The sequence below is a fragment of the Brachyspira alvinipulli ATCC 51933 genome, from assembly GCF_000518245.1.
Taxonomy (GTDB): Bacteria; Spirochaetota; Brachyspiria; order Brachyspirales; family Brachyspiraceae; genus Brachyspira; species Brachyspira alvinipulli.
Genome location: NZ_JADF01000008.1, coordinates 87,002 through 108,611 on the forward strand (window position 1 = coordinate 87,002; position 21,610 = coordinate 108,611).

Genomic DNA, 21,610 nt, shown 5'->3' on the forward strand with positions numbered 1-21,610 from the left:
ATAATTAATGTAAATATTACATTATAGATTTTCCCATTTCAAAAACATTTTTTAATTCTTCTTTGCCTTTTATATCTCCAATATTAAATACTCCACCTGCTATTAAATATCCTAAATCTTTCCATCCAAGATAATTTAATAAACATTGATAATATTCTATAACAGGCTTAGAATTATTTTCATCATTTCCTTCAGCAGCCATTAACATAAAACATTCTTTATAAGGTGTTTTATAATTAGGATCTATTTCAGTTACTGCAAATAACCTATCTATAGCCATTTTTAATTGAGCAGAAAAAGCCCAATAATACATAGGTGAAGCTAATACCAATATATCAGCTTCTTTATAATATGGATATATTTTTAACATATCATCTTTTTGAGAGCATGGACTTTCTTTATCTTTTCCTCCTTTCAAACATCCTTTACAGCAATGAATATTCATTTTATCTAAGTCAAATCTTATTACATTATGCCCTTTATCTCTTGCTCCTTTTGTGAATTCTTCTATTAATGCATAAGTATTTCCATTCATTCTAGGACTTCCATTTAATATTAATATTTTTTTCATTTTATTACTCCTATATTATAAATTATTATTGATATTATTATTATAGTATTATATATTATTAATAACAAGTACGTACAAAAATGTTATATACTAACTATAAGTAAAGTATTAGGAGTATAAAATTATGGAAAAAAATAAATTAAAAGAAAAATACATGGAAGATACAGGTTTTGCTTATACTATGTCATTAATATCAGGTAAATATAAGATGATAATATTATATATATTATCAGAATTAAAAGTTGTAAGATATAATGAATTAAAAAGAATAATATCAAATATATCTCATAAAACGTTGAGCTTATCTTTAAAAGAATTAGAGAAAGATGATTTAATAGTAAGAAAAGAATATCCTCAAATACCGCCAAAAGTTGAATACAGTTTATCGAAAAGAGGAAAATCTCTTATACCTATATTAGATGCTATATGTATTTGGGGTGAAAAAAATAAAAAATAATTTTATTAATCCAAACTATTAAATAATAAAAAATTATTTTTTGCTGTTTTTAATAAACTTTTTTATATTTTTTAAGAAGTCAGACTTTCCATTTTCATCTATAAGAATATATTTAAGCATAAATCTTAAATAAGGATGATAAACATATAAAGTTTCTTTTATAGTCATTTTTGTTTTATTATTATCTGCATCTTCTAGTATATAAGTCCATAAAACAGTAAATTCATTTTCCATTTTTACTATTGATATTTCACTATTTTCAACCCTTCTAACTTCTACGAATTCCTGATATGTTCTTCTATTAGTATAAGTTTGCATTACTTTTAATTTATCGCCTTCTAATCTCTGGGTATTAACTACAGATATATATTTTAGCCATATAGGATAATTATCATAATCCTTTAATAAACTATATAATTCATTTCTTGGTATATCCAATATTTCTGTTTTCTCTTTAGAAAAAGAAGGAGGCATTTTTTTACCTATTGATGTAGGAAGCAATATCATAATACCCATTAAAAATAAAGGTAAGATTATAAATACTGGAACTAAATAAAATAACATTTCTATTGTCCTTTTTTTATTAAAGTATAAAATTTAGAATGATAATATTTATTGAAAAAATTCCTAGATATAATGAGTATTATACCGCAAAAAGGAACTGCAAATAATACACCAAGTATACCAAATAATACCCCGCCTATTATAGTGCTGAACATTACTGCTATAGGATGTATCTGTACGGATTTTCCTAATATTTTAGGTGCCATTAAACCTGAATCTAGTATTTGTATAACTCCGTATATTATAATCATTTTTAAGGCACCATGCCACCATATAGGTTCGGTAATAACACCTACAAACATAGCTGCTAAAAATGCTATGAAAGGTCCTATAAATGGTATATAATTTAAAAGCCCTCTAAGTAATGCAAGCATAAATGCATATTTAGTAGATGTTATAGACAGCAGTATGTAGCTTATAATAAAAAATGATACAGCAAGTATAGTCATTCCTCTTATATAGCTGTTAATAATATCATTTGATTTAATTATTATATCACTGATTGATGTCTGCCATCTCATAGGAAGAAGTTTAATAATTTTAGATTTTATATTTTGAAAATCAAGCATCAAATAAAAAGTAACAAATGGCAATATAACAAAATATGAAAATATTATGCTGAATATTGTTGTAATACTATTGATATTCTGGAATTTTAAATCTGTAACTCTTTTATATAATAAAGTGAGCATACCATTGCTTCCAAATAGAAAATCTTTTATGGAATCAGAATCTATAGCCATATCTATATTAAAACTTTTTCCAACAGTTCTATTCAATCGTTCAGATATATATATAAGCAATGAAGAAATAGAATTATATATCTTATCAACATATTGAGGTAAATTTCTTAATATAACATCCATTTCTTCAATAGTCCTAGGCAGAATAAACATAAAAAATATTATGGCTAATATAACCAGTGGTATGAATATTAATAAAACTCCTATTATTCTAGGAATTTTTTTTTCCATTTTTGTAATCAAAGGATCAAACATATATGCTAAAAATATACCCCATAGAAAAGGAGCTACTAAATATCCAGCCTCTTTTATAACCCATAACATAAATAAAAAAGATACTAGGCATACCATAGTTTTAGCCCATATATATCTCCAAAATGGAATTATTGCAGATATTAAAATTATATATAATATAATTGGGTTAATAATATTTCTTATTAAGAAACAAAAATAAAAAAAAGCAGAAGATACACTTATAACTAATAATATTTCTCCGCCGTTTATTAATATTTTATTATGGTTTAATATATGTCCGTTTTTTTCTTTTTTGAAAAAACTATTTTTATTATTGTCCATCATATTATATTATCTTTATAAAGTTATTAATAGTTTTTAATAATATAGTAGAAACATATTTTTTACAATATCATAAAAGAAAAATTAGAAAAAATATTATTTTTAACCAAAAAAGACTTGATATTTTTTTTGTAGTATGATATACTCTAGTTCATATCGTTGATGATTAAAAGGGCCTGTAGCTCAGATGGCTAGAGCGTTCGACTGATAATCGAAAGGTCGGTGGTTCAATTCCTCCCAGGCCCACACGCTCAGGTTCTTTAATATATAATACGGGGGTTTAGCTCAGTTTGGGAGAGCGACTGCCTTGCACGCAGTAGGTCGTGGGTTCGATCCCCATAACCTCCACAGTTTTAATAAACGATTTCTAAATTATGATATTTGGGAATCGTTTTATTTTATTAACTTTTAAAGGAGATTCTTTATGATAAAAAAATCATTAATAGCATTAATTGTAATATCTTTAATATTAATTCCTTTAAATACCGCATACTCTCTTACTCAAGATGAAGAGACTTTTTTGGATGCTGCTATATTCGGCGATGAGGATGTTATAGAAAAAATACTTAAAAAAAATATTAATATAAATATTCAGGATGATGTTGGAAATACAGCATTAATATTAGCAAGTATGGAAGGACATATTAAAGTTGTTAAACTATTAGTTGAAGCCAATGCTGATAAATCAATAGTAAATAAATATGGAAATAATGCCCTATTTTATGCTAAACAAAAAAATTATCCTGATATAGTAAAGTTGATACAATAATATATTATTCATCTGTAATAATTATTATTTCATGAGAATTATTTATCTTTTTATTTGAATGAGGATTTAATATTACTGTTGACTGTTCTTTTAATCCTATTGCTATTTTCTTCTTATCTAATAAATAGTTATATATATCTAAAAAAGTTATTTCGCTATTTTTATCAAAGTATTTATTATAAGGTATCATTATAATATCGCTTACATTTTTAGTTAATAGATCATTAAATATATAAAGCAAATTAGAGTCTTTTGATGATGTTCCATTAGAGTACCTATTAATTTACCGCTTACTATAAAATCTCTAATATCATCTGAATATACTAAATTTCTATTTTCTATAGAATTTATTAATGATAATATTGGTATATTATATTTATCTTTCACTATACGTCTTATTATTACTAATAAATTAATAGCTTCAATATCTGTTTCCATAGTTTCTGATATTAATACAATTTTTGTTATTTTATTATCTTCTATTTTTTTCTCTATAAACTCTTTTTTGTATTCCTGTTCTATAATATCAGAATAATATATTTTTATTATATTTTTTTCTTCTACATATTCATGTATTTCTTTCATTATTTCATTTTCTTTATTTTTTTCTAGTATAAGCAAAACATTATGATTGTAAGATATATTATTATCAATATGATTAGTTATGTCTATAATATCATCATCATCACCATTTCTAAATAAAACAACAAGTTTATCCTCTTTTTTTATTCTATAGTCTACATCTGGTATATATAAACTTCTAAGTTCAGACTCTTTTTTTACTAATCCTAATAATATTTTATTTTTATCTATATACTTTAGAGAAAGTTCTTTAAAACTCATATTATCAATATTATGATTATAATTTATTTCTATATCTATACCTTTTATATCAAATAGTTCCTCATAAATACTACTTAAGCCTGTATAGATAATGCTTTGACCTATAAGTTTATATAGAATTTCATATTTATAAATTATATGTATATTAAAGAAATTAGTATCATTTATAGATGATATAATTTCTATGCTTTCTTTCTTATTTACTAATACACATATATCTATTTTTACTTTATGTTTATAATTACTATCTTCCATTATTCTTTTAAGAGAAAGAAGTATTTTTAATGATTCTGTATCATTATTATTAACTATAGAAATACTTGTAGCTTTTTCTATATTAAGCAGTAGTAAATTTTCATATATACTTGGATTTCCCTGTCTTATTATAATATTGCTTTTTTTATAGTTTTTTAAAAATGATATTCTTTTCTTTATTGTATTATGATCATATTCTGAAAGAAGAACTATTTTTTTAGCCCTTCCCTTTATAAACTCATCTATTATAGTTAAAACCTCTTCTCCGTAACCTAATATTATTGAGTGATTACGCTCCATTATAAAAGCATTGCCTTCTGTAAGATTTTTTATCCTTTCCTGCAATGAGTTATTTATCATTGCAATAAGTAAACCCCATCCGCAAACTCCAAAAAAAGTTACAGCTAAAAAAGTTATGACAACACCATTAAACCCTCTTTCTGATTCAGCTGCTGATATATTACCGGTATCTATAAACTGCATCAAACTGTCCCAGAATGCATCAAAAATAGGATAGTTAAATGCTAGATTCATAAACAATGATATAATAAAAAGTATTGATAATATTATAATGATTAATACTACTAATTGATGCAATAGCCCTTTATTAAATATTCTATCTATTCTGTATCTTATATATTTTAAAATTCTATAAAAAAACATAACATAATCTCCAAATTAATTATTTTTCATAAGATCGTAATTAGTAATAACAACTATTTCATCTGTAGTATTAATTATAACATTAGCCATAGGATTTAATACTATTTTAGAAATACTTTTAATTCCAATAACAATAATACCTTTTTTTAACAGTTCTAAATGTACATCCATAAATTCTTTAGGTTCATTGAAATGATCTGAATATTTTTGCATAATTATATCCTTACCATTTTTACTAAACAACCCATTAAATACAGACAATATATCAGGATTAAGTGAAGCATGTGCCATAAGCATCCCTATAAGTTTACCGCTTACTATAAAATCTCTAATATCATACGAATATATTAAATCTCTATTTTCTATAGAATTAATCAGTGATAATATAGGTATATGATAATCATTTTTTCTAATAATTTGTCTAATAATAAGAAGTATATTGATTGCTCTCACATCTGTATCTATATTTTCAGATATAATTATAATTTTAGTTATATGATTTTCATTTATATTTTTTAATAAATATTCATATTTAATTTTAACATTATCTATGTCGCTGTAATCTAATTGTATAATTTCACTATCATTATTATATATTGATATTATTTCCATGATTTCAGAACTTATAATATTATTACATATTAATAATACTTTATGTTTGTATTTAGGTTCTATGCCTACATGTGAACTAATATGTATATTTTCTTTTCCTTTATTTTTGTATAATATAATTAAATCATCTTTATTTTTAATTAGACTATTATATCCTGGACTAAATAAAGTTTTATCTTTGTTATCAATAAATCCTAATAATATTTCATTTTTATTTAACATTTTTCTGCTGGCATCTATAAATTTCATATTTTCAAGATTATAGTCTTTTTCTATTTTTATATCATTTCCATTATAAGAAAAAAGTTCTTCATAAACGCTGCTTAAACCAGTATATACTATACTTTGAACTATAAGTTTATAAAAGTATTTCATATTTGTACACAGCATGTATTTTAAATATTTTATCTTCTATAGATTTTATTATTTCTATACTTTCCATATTATTGAGGAGAACACAAATATTCATAGTATTATGTCTATTATCAGATTCATCTGAAATTTTTTTAAGAGATAATAATATTTTTAATGATTCTGTATCATTATCATTTATAATTGATATACTATGTGATTTTTCTATATTTAATAATTTGAGATTTTCTATTATGTTAGGATTGCCTTCTCTTATGATAATGTCAGCTTTACCATGTTTTTTTATAAATACTATTCTCTTTTTTATACTGTCAGCATCATGTTCAGATAGAAGAACTATCTTTTTAGCTCTTCCTATAATAAATTCTTCTATAATAGTTAAAGCCTCTTCACCATATCCTAATATAATAGAATGATTACGTTCCATTATAAAAGAATTTCCTTTACTTAAATTATATATTCTTAATTGCAATGAATTGTTAATCATTGCAATTAAAAGACCCCATACACATACACCAACGAAATTAATAATTAAAAATATTATTACAATACCAAAATGTCCATCAACTGCTGATATATTTCCAGTAGCAATAAATTGATTAACTACTTCCCAAAATGCTTTTTCTAATGGGTAGTTAAATAAAAAACGCATAAATATGGAAGTTACCAAAAGCATACATAAAATACCCAAAACTAATATGATTAATTGATATACTAAGCCCTTATTAAAAAGTCTGTCTATTCTGTATTTAATATATTTATGTATGCTTTTAAATATCATAAAATATTAACTCCTCGCTTTCTTCAGCTAAAATATAATTTGTTATAATTATAATTTCATCTTTATTATCTAATAAGCATTCATTATTAGGATTTAATATGACATCATTATATCTTTTTACCCCTATCAATATTATTTTTTTATTTAATAAAGATAAATAAACTTCTTTGAATGTCTTTGGTTCTTTAAAATAATCAGAATATGGAGACATTATTATATCTTTTCCGTTTTTGCTTAGAAGACCATAAAAAATATACAATATATTTGAACTTAGAGAAGCCTGTGCCATAAGCATTCCTATAAGTTTACCGCTTACTATAAAATCTCTCACATCATCTGAGTATATTAAGTTTCTTTTTTGTATTGAATTAAGTAATGATAATATTGCTATATTTAAATTTTCTTTTCTTATTATTTGTCTTATTATTAAAAGTATATTGATACTTTTTACATCTGTAATATTATCTTCCGATATCAAAACTATTTTTGTTATTTCTTCTTTTTTCAATTTTTCCAACATGAATTTATATTTATTTTTTTGAGATTTTATTAAGTCATAACTAAGCATTCTTATATTGTGATTTTCCATATATTCAGAAATTTCTTTTATTATTTCTTCATATCTTTTTTCTTCGCATATTAATAAAATATTATTTTTATATTTTATTATATTCGGTTTTATATCAGGATATTCTTTTATAGAATCATCATTGTTATTTCTAGATAGTACTACCAATCTGTTTTCTTTTTTTAAGATATTATCATGCTTTGGTATTAATAATTGACTTCTATCTTCTTTAGTTATTCCAAGAAGTATCATACCTTTATCAAGATACTTTAAAGCAGCATCTTCAAATGTATGATTATCAAAATCATGATCCGTTTCTATATAAAAAACATTACCATCATTAGAAAATAAATCTTCATATACATTACTTAAACCAGTATAAATAATGCTTTGCGCTATAAGTTTATAAAGGATTTCATATTTATAAATTATATGTATGACAAAGTTTTTATCCTCAATTGACTTTATAATTTCAATAGTATCCTCTTCATGTACAAGTACGCATATATTAATTTTATTCTCAAGTTCATATTCTGATATAATTTTTTTTAAAGCAAGAAGTATATTTAAAGATTCTGTATCATCATTATTTATGATTGATATACTGGATGATTTTGATATATTAAGCAGTTTAATATTCTCTATTCTGCTGCTGGTTCCCTCTCTTATTATAATATTAGTTTTTTTATAACCTTTTATAAAAGATATTCTTTTTCTTATGACATCAACATTATGTTCAGAAAGTATAATGATAGTTTTTACTTTAGCCATAATAAATTCTTCTACTATAGTTAAAGCCTCTTCTCCATACCCTAATATTATTGCATGATTTTTTTCCATTATGAAAGCATTACCTTTGCTGAGATTATTAATTCTATCTTGCAAAGCCTTATTAATCATAGCTATTAAAGAACCCCATCCGCAAACACCAATGAAAGTAACCATTAAAAAAGTTATAACAAGTCCAAAACTTCCTTCAACCGAAGATATATTTCCGGTATCTATAAACTGCATTAAACTATCCCAAAATGCTCGCTTTGCCGGATACTGAAATACTATAATTATGAAAATAGAAACTATTAAAAGCAAAATTATGATTGCAAAAACCAAAAGCATTAATTGATAGAATAAACCTTTATTGAGCATTCTATCTATTCTGTATTTTATATATTTGGGTATATCTTTAAGCATATTTAAATTATACTAAACTATATTAAAAATTTCAAAATAAATTTTTAAAATTTCATTTTATCGCTTTTATATATATAATCCATTTGCCTTCCTTTATAATTTTTGCATAAGAAAATATAAAAATTATCTAATTTTCTAATATTATTATTTAATAATTTTCTATATGATTGAAAGTTTGTAATATATTCAATACTATCAAAATATTTATAAAGTAAATTTGTATCTGAAGATGTGCTTATATGATAAAAATCATTAGATATAAAATCTTTATCATTATACCAAAAATCAAATACTGTAGGGTGATATGTTCCCCAATTTAAACAAACAGATTCTTTTTCGGGTTGTATGTAAAAATTAATCATTGAAGGTATTTGATAATTCAAGCCAAATATTCTTATATCTTTATCCATATGAGAATTATAATACTCTTTTAAATCATATCTTATGGCATTATATTTATAATATCTGTCGGTAGGATCTCCTTTTATTGGTATAATAGGAATAAAATATTGAAGTATTATTATAAATATAGCTGTATTACAAAATAAAATATTGGCAAAAAATAAATTTCTAATATATTTTTTATTCCAATTCTTTGATATATAGTATGATACTAAAAATAATCCTCCAGCATATACAAATAATCCCCAATTTGCTTCTAGTTTATTTTTGAAAGATTTAAACAGTATGTAAATAAATGGCAGTAATGATATGAAAGCAAAATAGAAATCTTTTTCTGTCTCTTTTTTTTTAAAAAAATCTATAAATACTTTTACAATTAAATAACAAAACAATATAAAAAATAATGGACTATATAATCCTATTTGTGCTCCCCAAAAATCTAAATTTCTATTAATACTTCCTGTTTTACCTAATCTAGTTATTATATATATAATTGGAGAAAAATCTGTTTGGAATACATAAATTACAAAAGGCAAATAAGTAATAAATACTATAATACCAAATATATAAAATTCTTTTGAATAAAAAAATTCTTTTTTATTTTTTATAAAAAAGAAGAATATTAATATTGTTATTATTATAATTAATGCATTAATTTTAGATAATAGAGCAAAACCAAATAAAAAACCAGATAAATAGAAATATTTTTTATCATAATATATAGACTTATAAAAATATATAATTGCAAGAATCATAAAATAAAACATTGGAGTATCTATAGTCACAATAAGAGAAAGACCTGCAAAAAATGGTATGGTATTAAAAAGTATAACAGATATTATAGCAGTATTTTCATCTTTTTCTTTTTTTAAAAAAATAAATAAAACAATAGAAACTAATATACTAAAAATTATACTTCCAATCCTCACTCCAAAACCGTTATAACCAAATACTAAAATACTAGCCTTCATAAAAAAAGCAATTCCGGCACCATGGTCAAAAAATCCAATTGGTAAATGTTTTGTCCATAAGGCATAATACGCTTCATCATCTATTAATGTAGTAAACGTTAATAATATTATTTTAAATATATATAATGTAATTATAAATATAAATGATATTAAAAAAAATTTGTTATCTAGAATTTTTTTCATTGTTAAATCCAATAAACTAAGATGTGTTTTTTATTTTTATGTGTTAGAAAATTAAAGTGATTTTATGAGGATGAAAACGTTTTTGATGATGTTTGTTTTTTTGATTTTATTATAGCAATAATGAGGTATTTTATATTGGAATTTAGATTTATAATTTTTTGCAACGAAAAAAGAAAAGGAATGTTAATTAAAAGATATGGGTATGATAGTTGATTATAGTTTATTAATTTAGAATTTTGCTGTTTGCTGTTTGCTGTTTGCTGTTTGCTGTTTGCTGTTTGCTGTTTGCTGTTTGCTGTTTGCTGTTTGACATTAAAATATCCTACTAATAATTTTATGATATTATAAACTATATATTTTAAATTTCAATATTAATAAAAAAGGAAGCTCATTTTTATTTGAACTTCCTTTTTTAATAATTGTTATTATTTATATATTAATTTTTTATATTATCCTAATATAGCAAGTAATACTCCTGCTGCAACTGCTGAACCAATAACTCCAGCAACATTAGGACCCATAGCATGCATTAATAAGAAGTTATGAGGGTTAGCCTCTTGTCCAACTTTATTAGCAACTCTTGCAGCCATAGGAACAGCAGATACTCCAGCAGCTCCTATAAGAGGATTAATTTTCTCTTTGCTAATAGCATTCATCAATTTAGCAAGAAGTACTCCGCCTGCAGTACCCATAGAAAATGCTACTAAACCTAAAACTAATATACCAATAGTTTCAAAACGTAAGAATTTATCAGCAGCTAATTTACTTCCAACAGATAATCCTAACATTATTGTAACAATATTAATTAACTCATTCTGAGCAGTTTTAGAAAGTCTGTCAGTAACTCCAGATTCTTTAATCAAATTACCAAACATTAAAGCACCAATAAGAGGAGCAGCATCTGGTAAAAGTAAAGCAACAAGAATTATAACGCTAAGAGGGAAAATAATTTTTTCTCTTTTGCTTACAGGACGAAGCTGTTTCATTTCAATTTTTCTTTCATTTTCAGTAGTAAGCAATTTCATAATAGGAGGCTGTATTATAGGTACTAAAGCCATATAAGAATAAGCAGCAACAGCAATAGCACCTAATAGATGAGGAGCTAATCTTGAAGCTGTAAATATAGCAGTAGGACCATCAGCACCGCCTATAATACCTATAGAAGCAGCATCTTTTAATGTGAATGAAATAACAGGTATATAAGTAGATATAAGCATAGCACCTAATAATGTACCAAATATACCTATTTGAGCTGCAGCACCTAATAAAGCAGTTTTAGGATTTGCTATAAGAGGTCCGAAATCGGTCATTGATCCAACGCCTATAAATATGAATAATGGGAATAAACCAGATTCTATACCGAAATTATATATCTGACCTAAAAATCCTCCGCTGCTTAATGTAACAGGTAAGCCATTAATAACTTCTACAACAGGTAATGCAGCAATATTAGCTATAGGGATATTAGCTAATATTCCTCCCATACCTATAGGAATAAGAAGTAAAGGTTCAAAACCTTTTGATATAGCAAGATAAATTAAAAGTAATCCAACACATATCATTATAGCATTCTGCCATAAAGGTACAGACTTAACTTTTATATCGTTTAATTTAGTTTGATATTTTTCCTGTTTATTTTTTTCAGCTTTAGCCTGAGCATCTGCTATTTCCTCTTCAGTTCTAGGAAACAATCCTCCGAAAGCTGTATTTCTTGCCAAAGAAATAAGCGAATCTTTTATATTAAGAGGTTTATCTGCACTTTCTTGTGGCATAACTACGGATGCTGTTATAAAGATAAGTGCAAATACTAAAAATATTTTTTTCATTCTTTTATCTCCTTAAAACCAGCATCACTATTAACCAATTATAGCTAGTTCCTGACCAGCAACAACAGCATCACCTGGTTTAACTTTAATTTCTTTTACTACTCCGTTAGAAGAAGATTTAATTTCAACTTCCATTTTCATAGCTTCTACTATTAGTATAGTAGTACCATCTTTAACTTGAGTACCAACAGGAGCAACTATTTTTAATACAGTTCCAGGCAAACCAGCAGTAACAGGTGTAGCAGAACCTGATGAAGCAGGAGCAGCAGCTTGAGAAGCACCAGCAACTATACCATCTTTAATAGTATAATCATAGCTTACACCATCAACTATAGCTTTTCCATTTTCTATTTTTATACCATAGCTTGAACCGCCTACAGTAACAGTTACTTCATTGCTTGTAGCTTTAACGCCTTCAGAAGCAGCACCTGCATTCTTTCTAATACCAAGTTTTGCTTCGCCTTTAAGGAATTGAATACCTTTTTCTTTACAAGCAGCAGCTATAAATACATTTTCATCCGAAAGATCTGTTATACCAGCATCTTTTAAAGCCTGTTCAGCAGCTTTTCTTCCTTTTTTAGGATTTTTATCATCTATATCCATAGGAAGTTCTGTTGTAGGCTGTAAATTCAATTGTTCGCTTGCTATTTTTACTATTTCTGGGTCTGGAGTAGAAGGAGTTTTACCAAAATAACCTAATACCATTTTACCATAACCATCAGCTATTTTCTTCCAATCACCTTGCATTACATTACTAAATGCTTGTTGGAAATAGAACTGAGATACAGGAGTTACAGAAGTACCGAAACCGCCTTTTTTAACAACTTCGGTCATAGCTCTGATAACTTCTGGGAATCTGTTCATAACATTAATATCTCTCATCATCTGAGTATTAGCTGTTAATGCACCACCAGGCATTGGAGCAAATGGAATCATAGGTTCTACAGTTCTACTTTCAGGTGGTAAGAAGTAATCTTTCATACATTCTTTAAATACTTCTTCTGCTTCTCTTATTTTGTCTATGTCAATATTCAATGCGTATTCAGTTCCTCTTAAAGCATGCCACATAACTATTACATCTGTTTGGCAAGTACCGCCTGATACAGGAGCAGCTGAAAGATCTATACAATCAGCACCAGCATCTAAAGCAGCTCTGTATTGAACAGCACCTATACCTGCAGTTTCATGGCTATGCATTTGTATATGTACATCTTTACCTAATATTTTTCTAGCTTCTTTAATAGTATCATAAACAACTTGAGGTGTTGCAGTACCTGAAGCATCTTTGAAACATACAGAATCAAAATCTACTTTATCTTTGATTTGAGTTAATACTTTTCCATAGAATGCAGCATCATGTGCACCTTCACATCCTGGAGGAAGTGCCATCATACTAACACATACTTGGTGTTTTAAACCAGCTTCTTTAATACATTTTCCGCTGAAAATAAGGTTATTAACATCGTTCAATGCATCAAAGTTTCTAATTGTTGTAATACCATGTTTTTTGAATAAATCAGCATGTAGTTTAATCATTTCTCTAGGCTGTGATTCCAAACCTACAACGTTAACTCCTCTTGCTAAAGTTTGTAAGTTTACATTTGGACCTACAGTTTTTCTAAAAGTATCCATTACATCAAAGGCATTTTCATTATTATAGAAGAATGCACTTTGGAATGTTGCACCGCCACCTGATTCAAAATATGTAACACCGGCATTAACGAATGCTTCTACAGCCGGCATAAAATCTTTAGATAATACTCTAGCACCATAAACAGATTGGAAACCGTCTCTGAATGCTGTTAGCATAAATTTTATTTCTTTTTTAGCCATTATTATTTCTCCTCTTAAATACAACTAATAATTATTTATTTTGACTTACTACTATGTACATGAGCTAAAGCTATTGCTATAGCTACCATTTTGTCGTTATTTGTTGACTGAACTGCCACAGCTGGAGAAGAAGCTATTTCTTCTTTAGGCGGAGGCATCAATTCATCTAGTTTAGCTACAACAGAGCTAACTAATTTCATAACAAAAACTAATATAATTAAAAACAATACAACTACGCCCATTCCTATGAGCATTATTTGTAAAGCTTCTATAATGCTGCTATTCATAAAATAACTCCTAGTTACATAAATTTTTGATAATATATTATACACTATTATTTTCTTAATACAAGCACATTTATTACAAAATAAAACATATATATCACAATATAATAAAGTATGTAGAAATACTATATATAGAATTATTTATAATGTTGACATTATATAAATTAGTATATATTATAAATTAATAACTATTTAGGACAATTATATTTATGAATATTAATTCAATGCCTATAGCAATTTTTGATTCCGGATTTGGCGGAATAACTGTATTGAAACAGTTGTTAAAAATATTGCCTAATGAAAATTACATATATGTTGGAGATAATGCAAATATTCCTTACGGTAGCAAATCTAAAGAAGAAATAATAAATCTTACATTAAAAATAGTTGATTTTTTGGTAGAAAAAAAATCAAAGATAATTATTATAGCATGCAATACAATAACTGCATGTACATATGATATATTAAAAGAAAAATATGATACACCTGTAATAGAAGTAATATCTAATGGTGTAAATGATGCAATTAATAAAACTAAAAATAATAATATATCAATAATGGCTACAGAATTTACTGTGCATTCTAATGCATATATAGAAAAAATAAATCAATATAATGAAAATATAAAAATAACCCAAATAGCATGCAGAGATTTATGCCCTATGATAGAAAGTGATTGGTACAGTCATAGTAATAGATTTGATGTTTTAAGAGGATATTTAGAAAAAATAGATTCTGATTCGGATACCCTCATATTAGGATGTACTCATTATCCTCTTATATTAGAAGATATAAAAAAAGTATTGAATGAAAAGAATAATAATTCTGTAAAAAATATAATAGATCCTGCATTAAATACTTCATCATCAATAAAAAAATATTTAGAAGAAAATAATTTATTAAATAAAGATAAATCGAATAAATCGGAGATAAATATATATTCAACAGGAAATATAGAAAAAGTTGAAGTATTAATTAATATGCTTCTTCCAAAAGAAATATATAATTCATATAATATCAAACATTTAAATTTGTAATTTAAATATTAAAGTATACAAATTAAATTTATGATTAATTGATTAATATACATATTTAATTCCATTATTAGTATCAAATATCCAATGTTTATTAAATACTTTTTTATATGAATATCCGAATGGGAATTTACCTATAGATACTGCAAAAAATTTATTCCCTTTATTTTTTTGATTATTGCACATTTTCACTAAATTATCAGGCATATCTTCCATTATAAAATCAGAAAGAACTAATACATCTGCATTCTTAAAGTCAGAAGTATGCATTATATTGCATGCTTCATAAAGTGCCTTATATATATCAGAACCTCCATGATAACTTAGCTTTAAAAATTTTATCAAATCTTGAATTCCTTCTTTTTTTGTAAATTTACAAGTATATATTTCTGTACTAAAATTAATGAGATAAGCATTCCTATTTTCAGATAAAGCTTGCATAACCATTTTTAGCATAATGGCTTTAGCAATATACTCATTTATACCTTTCATAGAACCGCTTGTATCTATGCATATAATCATATCACCTTTGCCGTCTTTATGACTTGCCATAGTTTTATTCTTTTCTATTTCATTGAATACATAAGCACTCTTATCGAAACACATAAGCCTATTCTCTATATATTTTAATTTAAATAGTTTTTCGCTATCTACATTGCATAATAAAGAAAGCTCCTCTGGAATAACATTTTCTATATCTTTAGAAAAATATATGCCTACAATTTCTTCTTTTGAACTTATCTTTTTATTCGTATATGAATAAGTATTTTTAAATTCAACATTTTTTATAGCTTTTTCTAAATCTATTCTTTTTCCCATAGAGTCACATATTATTTCTATATCTTTATATTGGCTTATAAAATCAACCCATCTATTTAAAAGTGATATATCATTTTCTTCAAGCTCCCCTACTCTAAAATCCCATAATACTCCGGTTTTTATTCTTAAAATATTTGACATATATTTTAGTTTCTTCAATGAACTTATCCAAGATTCTAAATCTGTAATAAACTTATCTCTTCTCTCTTTAACAGTTGATACAATCCAATCATTATTTTTTTTATTATACGTTTGATTCCATTTTGAAATTATATTATTTTTTATAATATTTAAATTACTGTAATCATTGCTTTCTAATTTTTCTCTCCAAAATTTTATATCAATATCATTTGATAAAATACTGAAACTATTTAAATCATTTATTATATCTTCTCTAGTTATTTTTTTATTTTTTATTTTTTTATAAGCAATATCTAATTCTGTTTTATTTTCATCATACGGATTATTTTCATTTATAAAAGTATTTAAATCTTTTTTCCATTTAGTTATTTTTACTTCAAGCTCCTCTTCCAATCTGCTGTCATTCATATTATTAAAAGAGCCATGAAAAACTCCTCTAGCCATTGATTCAGTTTTGGTAACTTCTTTTTTGTAAGAATTATTATCAAATTGTATCATGATTTTCTATTTCACTTTTTAATCTTTCTGCATCTAATTTTTCACTTTCAAGATTTTCTATATAAGAATTAAACATATCTATAAAAGTATTGAATTTATCTTCCGATATAAATACACTTTTGGAAATTTCTTTATTTTTATCAAAACCATTTTTTAAATCTATAATTATATTATCAATACTAGATACAAGAGAATTAATAAGTTTTATATATTCTTCTTTTTTTTCTTTTGATACTTTTTTAGCACTAACCTTATTCATATAAAATTCAGGTTCTGCTTCAATTAAAAAATCATAATTTTTAGAAAGCCTATTACACACTAAACCATTAACTGAAATAGCTGAATTTATTTCTATAGTATATTTATCCTCTCCATTAAAATTGCATCTGAATTTTTTTGTTTGATTTCTTCCAATATCTAAAGGATAAAAATACCCTTTTTTACCTAATTGTTTTAAAGGTATATAAATTATTGTCTCTCCGATATTTCCATATTCATCCATGTTTATAGTTAATGTTTTAGCTATATACTGCTTATCATCTATATTTTCTGTATCATAAGTTTTCTCTAAATTATAAAATTCATTATCAATTTTCTCTTGAAGATTTTTAAAGCTTAATCTCCATTCATTAATATTTTCATTATTAAAATTACAGGATGATTTAACAGCATTTTCTACAATTGTTTTTACAACGTCAATATGCTCTTCCAAACTCCATAAACAGTTATCAATTAAAAAAGTTTCATAAATATCAACTTCATCCTTATCATTTAAATACGATGACATTTTTAATAAGTAAGAAATATGCTGCCATCTTCTGTCAGATACATAAATAGCTATTTCTCTGTTATCTTCATTAAATTTTTCTATAGATAATTTTATATTATGAATTATATCAATAACAGTTTTTGAAAGTTTTATATTATTAGCCTCTTCCCGTATTTTTATCCATTCATCAGTAGAAATCTTTAGAGCATCATCAATTTTTATATATGAATCAAGCTCAGTATTTTGAAGTATCTTTTCAAAACTATCTCTGCTTTTCATTGGACTAACCGTTAAACGCATAATAAATCTGTCATATAATGCTTCAAGTCCTTGTCCTTCCGGAGGCGTTTCATTACTTGCAGAAATCAATGCCTTCAATGGCACTTTTATCTCTTTATAACCATTTTTAAAAACTCTTTCATTTATTATGGTTAAGAGTGTATTAAGTATTGCAGGAGTACTTTTCCAAATTTCATCTAAAAAAGCAAAATCGCAATCAGGCAAATAACCATTTATTTTTCTTACATATTTATCATTTTTTAATTCTTCCAAACTAATAGGACCGAATATATCTTCCGGAGTACTGAATCTTTGCATTAAATATCCAAAATATTTAGAATCCTTAAATGCTGATGAAATTCTTTTAGCTATGAAACTTTTTGCTGTACCAGGAGGACCATATAAGAATATAGGCTTTCCTGCTATTGCACTAAGCAGTGTTAATGATACTATATCTTCCCTTTCATAGAGTCCTTCTGAGAGTAAGTTAATTATTTTTTTCATTCTTGATTTAGTATTTTTCATAATATATTATCTCTCAATATTTACTTTTAATAGTAAGCTATAGTTATTATATCATTTTTAATATAAATTGGAATTCTTTATTTTTATATGATATAATTTTCAAAAATAGAAATGGAATAAAAAATGTTAAACTCTGATAAAATAAAACTTCTCATATTTGACATGGACGGAACCTTGATTGATAGTGCATATTTGAATTATTATTCATACTATAATGCATTCAAAGAATTTAATATAGAGCTTGATAAAGATTATTATTACAATAAATGCTTCGGACTTCATTATAAAATATTTGTAACTAATATATTAAAGTTAAATAACAAATATGTTAAATATGATGAGTTTAATGAAATTATAGAAAAAATACATAAAATAAAAGAAGAAATATATTTGAATAATCTAAATTTAATAAATGTACACCCATTTTTACTTGAAATTTTAACTGATAATTATAATAAAAAAGAAAATAAAAAATTTACAGCATTAGCTACAACAGCATCTCCAAACGGAGTTTATGGAATATTAAAAGAATTTAAATTAGAACCATTATTCGATTTAATTTTAACAGGAAATGATGTGGAAAATAAAAAACCTCATCCGGAAATATTTTTAAAATGTTTTAATCATTTCAATATAAAAGAAAAAGAAAGCATTATATTTGAAGACAGCGAAGTGGGACTTAAAGCTGATAATAAAACTAATGTTTGGGTTATAAAAATAGAAAAATGGATTAAATAAAATACAAAATAAAAAGTGCCAATATAGTTTTTATCAGCACTTTTTGTGTAAATAATTATTTTTTATCTTTTTAAAAATTTACTAAAAAACATAGTTATAAATCCATTAGCCCAACTGAATATTCCTATTTTTATAGAAATAATTAAATAATTAATAAAATTCATTTTTTTATAATTAGAAAAATTTATATCTATAAATTCATCATCTAAATTATTTTCAAAATATTTATTATAAAAATTGAATTTATGATAACCTGTTCCGTCAAATCCTATATTGTTCGTGAAAGATTTTTTTGAAGGCCAAACACATAATTTTTTTCTTTTGTACATATAAAATGAATAATAAATATCCCATAAATTATTTTTAATATAAAAATCATCTTTTACAGCTTTTCTAATAGCCAATAAATGAAACCATGAATATACCCCTCCTAATATTTGGTGTCTAATACTTTTATTATACCAAGAAGTATTGCAAGTATCCCAATTTATATCATTCCATTTATTTTTCCAAGTACCCCATCCCCAGCTATGAAAAGCATAACTAAATATAACATCATGCTTATGTCCTTTAGTTGCATGCTTATGTGAAAATGCAGTTACAGCAATAACATCTTCATCATTTTTATAATAATTTAAAGCATTATTCATAAACTCAAGAAAATATTTATTCGTTTCTATATCATCCTCTAAACCTATAAAATATTCATGATTTTCAAATATGGTATTTACTGCTTTTACAGTAGAATCTTTTATACCTAAATTTTGTTCAGCTTCATATATGTATACATTTTTAAAACCATCTTTTACAGTTTTAAGATACTCTCTAAGTTCAGAAACTGACTTTTCATCTTCTTCTTTACTCGGAGCATCTGAAAATATATATAAATCCGTATCAATTGCCAAAGTATTTTTTTTTAATGCTTCTATTACTTTTTTTGTATGTTCCATTCTATTATATACAACTAGTCCTACAGGTGCTAAGTTCATAAAAACTCCTTTAATTTTATATGATTTTATTTTTAATAATTAAATAATATATTGAATTAATAAGATATATTTTTATTATAAGACCAGATAGAAAAAAGTCTTGCAACGCCAATAGAGGCTTTGTATTATAAAAAACAGAATATATTTTATAGTAAATTAATGAGTTTTGAGTTTTGAGTTTTGAGTTTTGAGTTTTGAGTTTTGAGTTTTGAGTTTTGAGTTTTGAGTTTTTGTTTCATAATGATAGTATTATATTTTATTTATAAAATTTGTCAATATAATGTTAACTATACTGCAAAAATAATAAACTTGCAGTATAGTTAACATTATATGATATTACTTCTTATATTTGTTTATAAAATTCTCAACTAAATCAAACATATCTTTAGTCCAAAATTGCCAATCGCCATGATCAGCATCTTTTATAACGTAGAATTCATAAACTCTGTTTTCTTCTTTTAATTTATCAGCTAAAATCTTGCTTTGACTAAAAGGCACTACAGTATCAGCTGTTCCATGCGCTAAAAATATAGGAGGTAAATTAGCAGCTTTAGATATTTCATAATATGGGCTTATTCTTTTAGCTTCATCTGGAAAATCATAAACATTTTTTCTTCCAATTAAAATACCTTCAGGACTGTTAGCATCGCCTGTAGTTGAACCTAAAGGATCATTTCTCATTTCAAGTAAATCTGTAGGAGGATAATAAGATATTATTGCATTTATATTTGGTATTGTATTATCATTATCACTTAATGGTATAGCTGTAAATAATGAAGTATGTCCTCCTGAGGAATCACCCCATACAAATAAATTATTAGTGTCAGCATTATATTTATCAGCATTATCAAGCATAAATTTAATTGCATCTCTTGTATCCTCTATTTGTGCAGGAAAAACAGCAGTATCGCTTGGTCTGTATTCTACTATTGCAAGAACATATCCTCTTCTAGCAAAATCCCCAAGTGTTACTAAGTTCCTATATACATTCTGTTTCTTCCATGCAGAACCTTGTATATAAACAATTAATGGATATCTGGCATTAGTATCAGTTTGGATTAATCTTGGTACTAATATTTGAAGAGTTAAATCCATGCCATCTTTATTTTTATATACCACATTTGGAATATAATTTATACTGAAAACTGTATTGGTTTGTTCAAATTCTATACTTCCGTCTTCATTAGTTGCTATTGTAAAATTATTATCAGCGGGAATTTTAGCATTATTGCATGAAATAAATATAAATAAAAAACTTAATATAATTAATATGTTTCTCATTATAACTCCTTATATATATTGTATATATTTATAAAGCAAAAATATAAAAAATCAATATATAAAAATATTACTT

The 21,610-nt window shown here is 25.1% G+C and carries 20 protein-coding genes and 2 tRNA genes; 6 read left to right on the forward strand and 16 right to left on the reverse strand.

What is annotated here, in order from left to right:
- Positions 1 to 16: 16 nt before the first annotated feature.
- Positions 17 to 571 carry a flavodoxin family protein gene (locus tag T324_RS0100310; RefSeq protein WP_028328448.1) on the reverse strand — a complete coding sequence of 185 codons (555 nt, stop codon included), beginning with the start codon at positions 569 to 571 and terminating at the stop codon, positions 17 to 19.
- 124 nt (positions 572 to 695) lie between these two features.
- On the opposite strand from T324_RS0100310, the gene T324_RS0100315 reads away from it, so the two are divergent.
- Complete coding sequence (locus T324_RS0100315; RefSeq protein ID WP_028328449.1) at positions 696 to 1,028, forward strand: winged helix-turn-helix transcriptional regulator; 333 nt, start codon at positions 696 to 698, stop codon at positions 1,026 to 1,028.
- A 33-nt stretch (positions 1,029 to 1,061) separates the two neighbouring features.
- Here T324_RS0100315 and T324_RS0100320 read toward each other — a convergent pair whose 3' ends face one another.
- Positions 1,062 to 1,592, reverse strand: coding sequence for an SRPBCC family protein (locus tag T324_RS0100320; RefSeq protein ID WP_028328450.1), 531 nt, complete (start codon positions 1,590 to 1,592; stop codon positions 1,062 to 1,064).
- Between the two features lie 2 nt (positions 1,593 to 1,594).
- Positions 1,595 to 2,914: an AI-2E family transporter gene (locus T324_RS0100325; RefSeq protein WP_028328451.1), complete on the reverse strand. Its 1,320-nt coding sequence runs from the start codon at positions 2,912 to 2,914 to the stop codon at positions 1,595 to 1,597.
- Between the two features lie 169 nt (positions 2,915 to 3,083).
- Between T324_RS0100325 and T324_RS0100330 the strand changes: the two genes are divergently transcribed.
- The 3 genes from T324_RS0100330 to T324_RS0100340 all read left to right on the forward strand — a co-directional run bounded on the left by T324_RS0100330 (position 3,084) and on the right by T324_RS0100340 (position 3,680).
- Positions 3,084 to 3,157 (forward strand) — tRNA-Ile (locus T324_RS0100330).
- A 28-nt stretch (positions 3,158 to 3,185) separates the two neighbouring features.
- Positions 3,186 to 3,259 (forward strand) — tRNA-Ala (locus T324_RS0100335).
- 76 nt (positions 3,260 to 3,335) lie between these two features.
- Complete coding sequence (locus T324_RS0100340; protein WP_028328452.1) at positions 3,336 to 3,680, forward strand: ankyrin repeat domain-containing protein; 345 nt, start codon at positions 3,336 to 3,338, stop codon at positions 3,678 to 3,680.
- 4 nt (positions 3,681 to 3,684) lie between these two features.
- Here T324_RS0100340 and T324_RS18335 read toward each other — a convergent pair whose 3' ends face one another.
- The 9 genes from T324_RS18335 to T324_RS0100380 all read right to left on the reverse strand — a co-directional run bounded on the left by T324_RS18335 (position 3,685) and on the right by T324_RS0100380 (position 14,467).
- Entirely contained in the window at positions 3,685 to 3,870 is a 186-nt protein-coding gene (locus T324_RS18335) for a hypothetical protein (RefSeq protein ID WP_425387414.1), read from the reverse strand.
- Between the two features lie 23 nt (positions 3,871 to 3,893).
- Complete coding sequence (locus T324_RS16370) at positions 3,894 to 5,441, reverse strand: potassium channel family protein (protein ID WP_245580593.1); 1,548 nt, start codon at positions 5,439 to 5,441, stop codon at positions 3,894 to 3,896.
- A 15-nt stretch (positions 5,442 to 5,456) separates the two neighbouring features.
- Positions 5,457 to 6,428: a CASTOR/POLLUX-related putative ion channel gene (locus tag T324_RS18340; RefSeq protein ID WP_245580594.1), complete on the reverse strand. Its 972-nt coding sequence runs from the start codon at positions 6,426 to 6,428 to the stop codon at positions 5,457 to 5,459.
- Positions 6,412 to 7,206 carry a potassium channel family protein gene (locus T324_RS18345; protein WP_245580595.1) on the reverse strand — a complete coding sequence of 265 codons (795 nt, stop codon included), beginning with the start codon at positions 7,204 to 7,206 and terminating at the stop codon, positions 6,412 to 6,414. Before T324_RS18345 ends, T324_RS18340 begins: the two co-directional genes overlap by 17 nt.
- Entirely contained in the window at positions 7,196 to 8,965 is a 1,770-nt protein-coding gene (locus tag T324_RS0100355; protein WP_028328453.1) for a CASTOR/POLLUX-related putative ion channel, read from the reverse strand. Before T324_RS0100355 ends, T324_RS18345 begins: the two co-directional genes overlap by 11 nt.
- Positions 8,966 to 9,009: 44 nt before the next feature.
- The gene (locus tag T324_RS0100360) at positions 9,010 to 10,521 is read right to left on the reverse strand and encodes an ArnT family glycosyltransferase (protein ID WP_038374908.1); all 1,512 of its coding nucleotides are present in this window, start codon (positions 10,519 to 10,521) and stop codon (positions 9,010 to 9,012) included.
- Positions 10,522 to 10,970: 449 nt separating this feature from the next.
- A complete protein-coding gene (locus T324_RS0100370) occupies positions 10,971 to 12,347 on the reverse strand; it encodes a sodium ion-translocating decarboxylase subunit beta (RefSeq protein ID WP_028328455.1) in 1,377 nt (458 codons plus the stop codon).
- A 30-nt stretch (positions 12,348 to 12,377) separates the two neighbouring features.
- Entirely contained in the window at positions 12,378 to 14,180 is a 1,803-nt protein-coding gene (locus tag T324_RS0100375; protein WP_028328456.1) for a biotin/lipoyl-containing protein, read from the reverse strand.
- Positions 14,181 to 14,215: 35 nt separating this feature from the next.
- The gene (locus T324_RS0100380) at positions 14,216 to 14,467 is read right to left on the reverse strand and encodes an OadG family protein (RefSeq protein ID WP_028328457.1); all 252 of its coding nucleotides are present in this window, start codon (positions 14,465 to 14,467) and stop codon (positions 14,216 to 14,218) included.
- Between the two features lie 206 nt (positions 14,468 to 14,673).
- Here T324_RS0100380 and murI point away from each other — a divergent pair, with 206 nt between their 5' ends.
- Positions 14,674 to 15,501, forward strand: coding sequence for a glutamate racemase (gene murI / locus T324_RS0100385; protein ID WP_028328458.1), 828 nt, complete (start codon positions 14,674 to 14,676; stop codon positions 15,499 to 15,501).
- A 42-nt stretch (positions 15,502 to 15,543) separates the two neighbouring features.
- Here murI and T324_RS0100390 read toward each other — a convergent pair whose 3' ends face one another.
- Both T324_RS0100390 and T324_RS0100395 read right to left on the reverse strand, forming a co-directional pair.
- Positions 15,544 to 16,956, reverse strand: a complete 1,413-nt coding sequence (locus T324_RS0100390; RefSeq protein WP_028328459.1) for a VWA domain-containing protein — start codon at positions 16,954 to 16,956, stop codon at positions 15,544 to 15,546.
- Positions 16,943 to 18,529 carry an AAA family ATPase gene (locus tag T324_RS0100395; RefSeq protein WP_028328460.1) on the reverse strand — a complete coding sequence of 529 codons (1,587 nt, stop codon included), beginning with the start codon at positions 18,527 to 18,529 and terminating at the stop codon, positions 16,943 to 16,945. Before T324_RS0100395 ends, T324_RS0100390 begins: the two co-directional genes overlap by 14 nt.
- Before the next feature lie 123 nt (positions 18,530 to 18,652).
- Here T324_RS0100395 and T324_RS0100400 point away from each other — a divergent pair, with 123 nt between their 5' ends.
- Positions 18,653 to 19,267 (forward strand): HAD family hydrolase, encoded by a 615-nt coding sequence (locus tag T324_RS0100400; RefSeq protein ID WP_028328461.1) that lies wholly within the window; start codon positions 18,653 to 18,655, stop codon positions 19,265 to 19,267.
- A 62-nt stretch (positions 19,268 to 19,329) separates the two neighbouring features.
- Here T324_RS0100400 and T324_RS0100405 read toward each other — a convergent pair whose 3' ends face one another.
- Both T324_RS0100405 and T324_RS0100410 read right to left on the reverse strand, forming a co-directional pair.
- A complete protein-coding gene (locus T324_RS0100405; RefSeq protein WP_028328462.1) occupies positions 19,330 to 20,256 on the reverse strand; it encodes a hypothetical protein in 927 nt (308 codons plus the stop codon).
- Between the two features lie 336 nt (positions 20,257 to 20,592).
- Positions 20,593 to 21,537, reverse strand: coding sequence for an alpha/beta hydrolase (locus T324_RS0100410; protein WP_028328463.1), 945 nt, complete (start codon positions 21,535 to 21,537; stop codon positions 20,593 to 20,595).
- Positions 21,538 to 21,610 lie beyond the last annotated feature (73 nt).

Bases quoted from the DNA above. Each gene is read 5' to 3' on its own strand.
- T324_RS0100355 (WP_028328453.1), bottom strand. From the start codon at position 8,965: ATGCTTAAAGATATACCCAAATATATAAAATACAGAATAGATAGAATG.
- T324_RS18340 (WP_245580594.1), bottom strand. From the start codon at position 6,428: ATGAAATACTTTTATAAACTTATAGTTCAAAGTATAGTATATACTGGT.
- T324_RS0100400 (WP_028328461.1), top strand. From the start codon at position 18,653: ATGTTAAACTCTGATAAAATAAAACTTCTCATATTTGACATGGACGGA.
- T324_RS16370 (WP_245580593.1), bottom strand. From the start codon at position 5,441: ATGTTTTTTTATAGAATTTTAAAATATATAAGATACAGAATAGATAGA.
- T324_RS0100380 (WP_028328457.1), bottom strand. From the start codon at position 14,467: ATGAATAGCAGCATTATAGAAGCTTTACAAATAATGCTCATAGGAATG.
- T324_RS0100375 (WP_028328456.1), bottom strand. From the start codon at position 14,180: ATGGCTAAAAAAGAAATAAAATTTATGCTAACAGCATTCAGAGACGGT.
- T324_RS0100340 (WP_028328452.1), top strand. From the start codon at position 3,336: ATGATAAAAAAATCATTAATAGCATTAATTGTAATATCTTTAATATTA.
- murI (WP_028328458.1), top strand. From the start codon at position 14,674: ATGAATATTAATTCAATGCCTATAGCAATTTTTGATTCCGGATTTGGC.
- T324_RS18335 (WP_425387414.1), bottom strand. From the start codon at position 3,870: ATGATACCTTATAATAAATACTTTGATAAAAATAGCGAAATAACTTTT.
- T324_RS0100405 (WP_028328462.1), bottom strand. From the start codon at position 20,256: ATGAACTTAGCACCTGTAGGACTAGTTGTATATAATAGAATGGAACAT.
- T324_RS0100310 (WP_028328448.1), bottom strand. From the start codon at position 571: ATGAAAAAAATATTAATATTAAATGGAAGTCCTAGAATGAATGGAAAT.
- T324_RS0100320 (WP_028328450.1), bottom strand. From the start codon at position 1,592: ATGTTATTTTATTTAGTTCCAGTATTTATAATCTTACCTTTATTTTTA.
- T324_RS0100390 (WP_028328459.1), bottom strand. From the start codon at position 16,956: ATGATACAATTTGATAATAATTCTTACAAAAAAGAAGTTACCAAAACT.
- T324_RS0100370 (WP_028328455.1), bottom strand. From the start codon at position 12,347: ATGAAAAAAATATTTTTAGTATTTGCACTTATCTTTATAACAGCATCC.
- T324_RS0100395 (WP_028328460.1), bottom strand. From the start codon at position 18,529: ATGAAAAATACTAAATCAAGAATGAAAAAAATAATTAACTTACTCTCA.
- T324_RS0100360 (WP_038374908.1), bottom strand. From the start codon at position 10,521: ATGAAAAAAATTCTAGATAACAAATTTTTTTTAATATCATTTATATTT.
- T324_RS0100325 (WP_028328451.1), bottom strand. From the start codon at position 2,914: ATGATGGACAATAATAAAAATAGTTTTTTCAAAAAAGAAAAAAACGGA.
- T324_RS0100410 (WP_028328463.1), bottom strand. From the start codon at position 21,537: ATGAGAAACATATTAATTATATTAAGTTTTTTATTTATATTTATTTCA.
- T324_RS0100315 (WP_028328449.1), top strand. From the start codon at position 696: ATGGAAAAAAATAAATTAAAAGAAAAATACATGGAAGATACAGGTTTT.
- T324_RS18345 (WP_245580595.1), bottom strand. From the start codon at position 7,206: ATGATATTTAAAAGCATACATAAATATATTAAATACAGAATAGACAGA.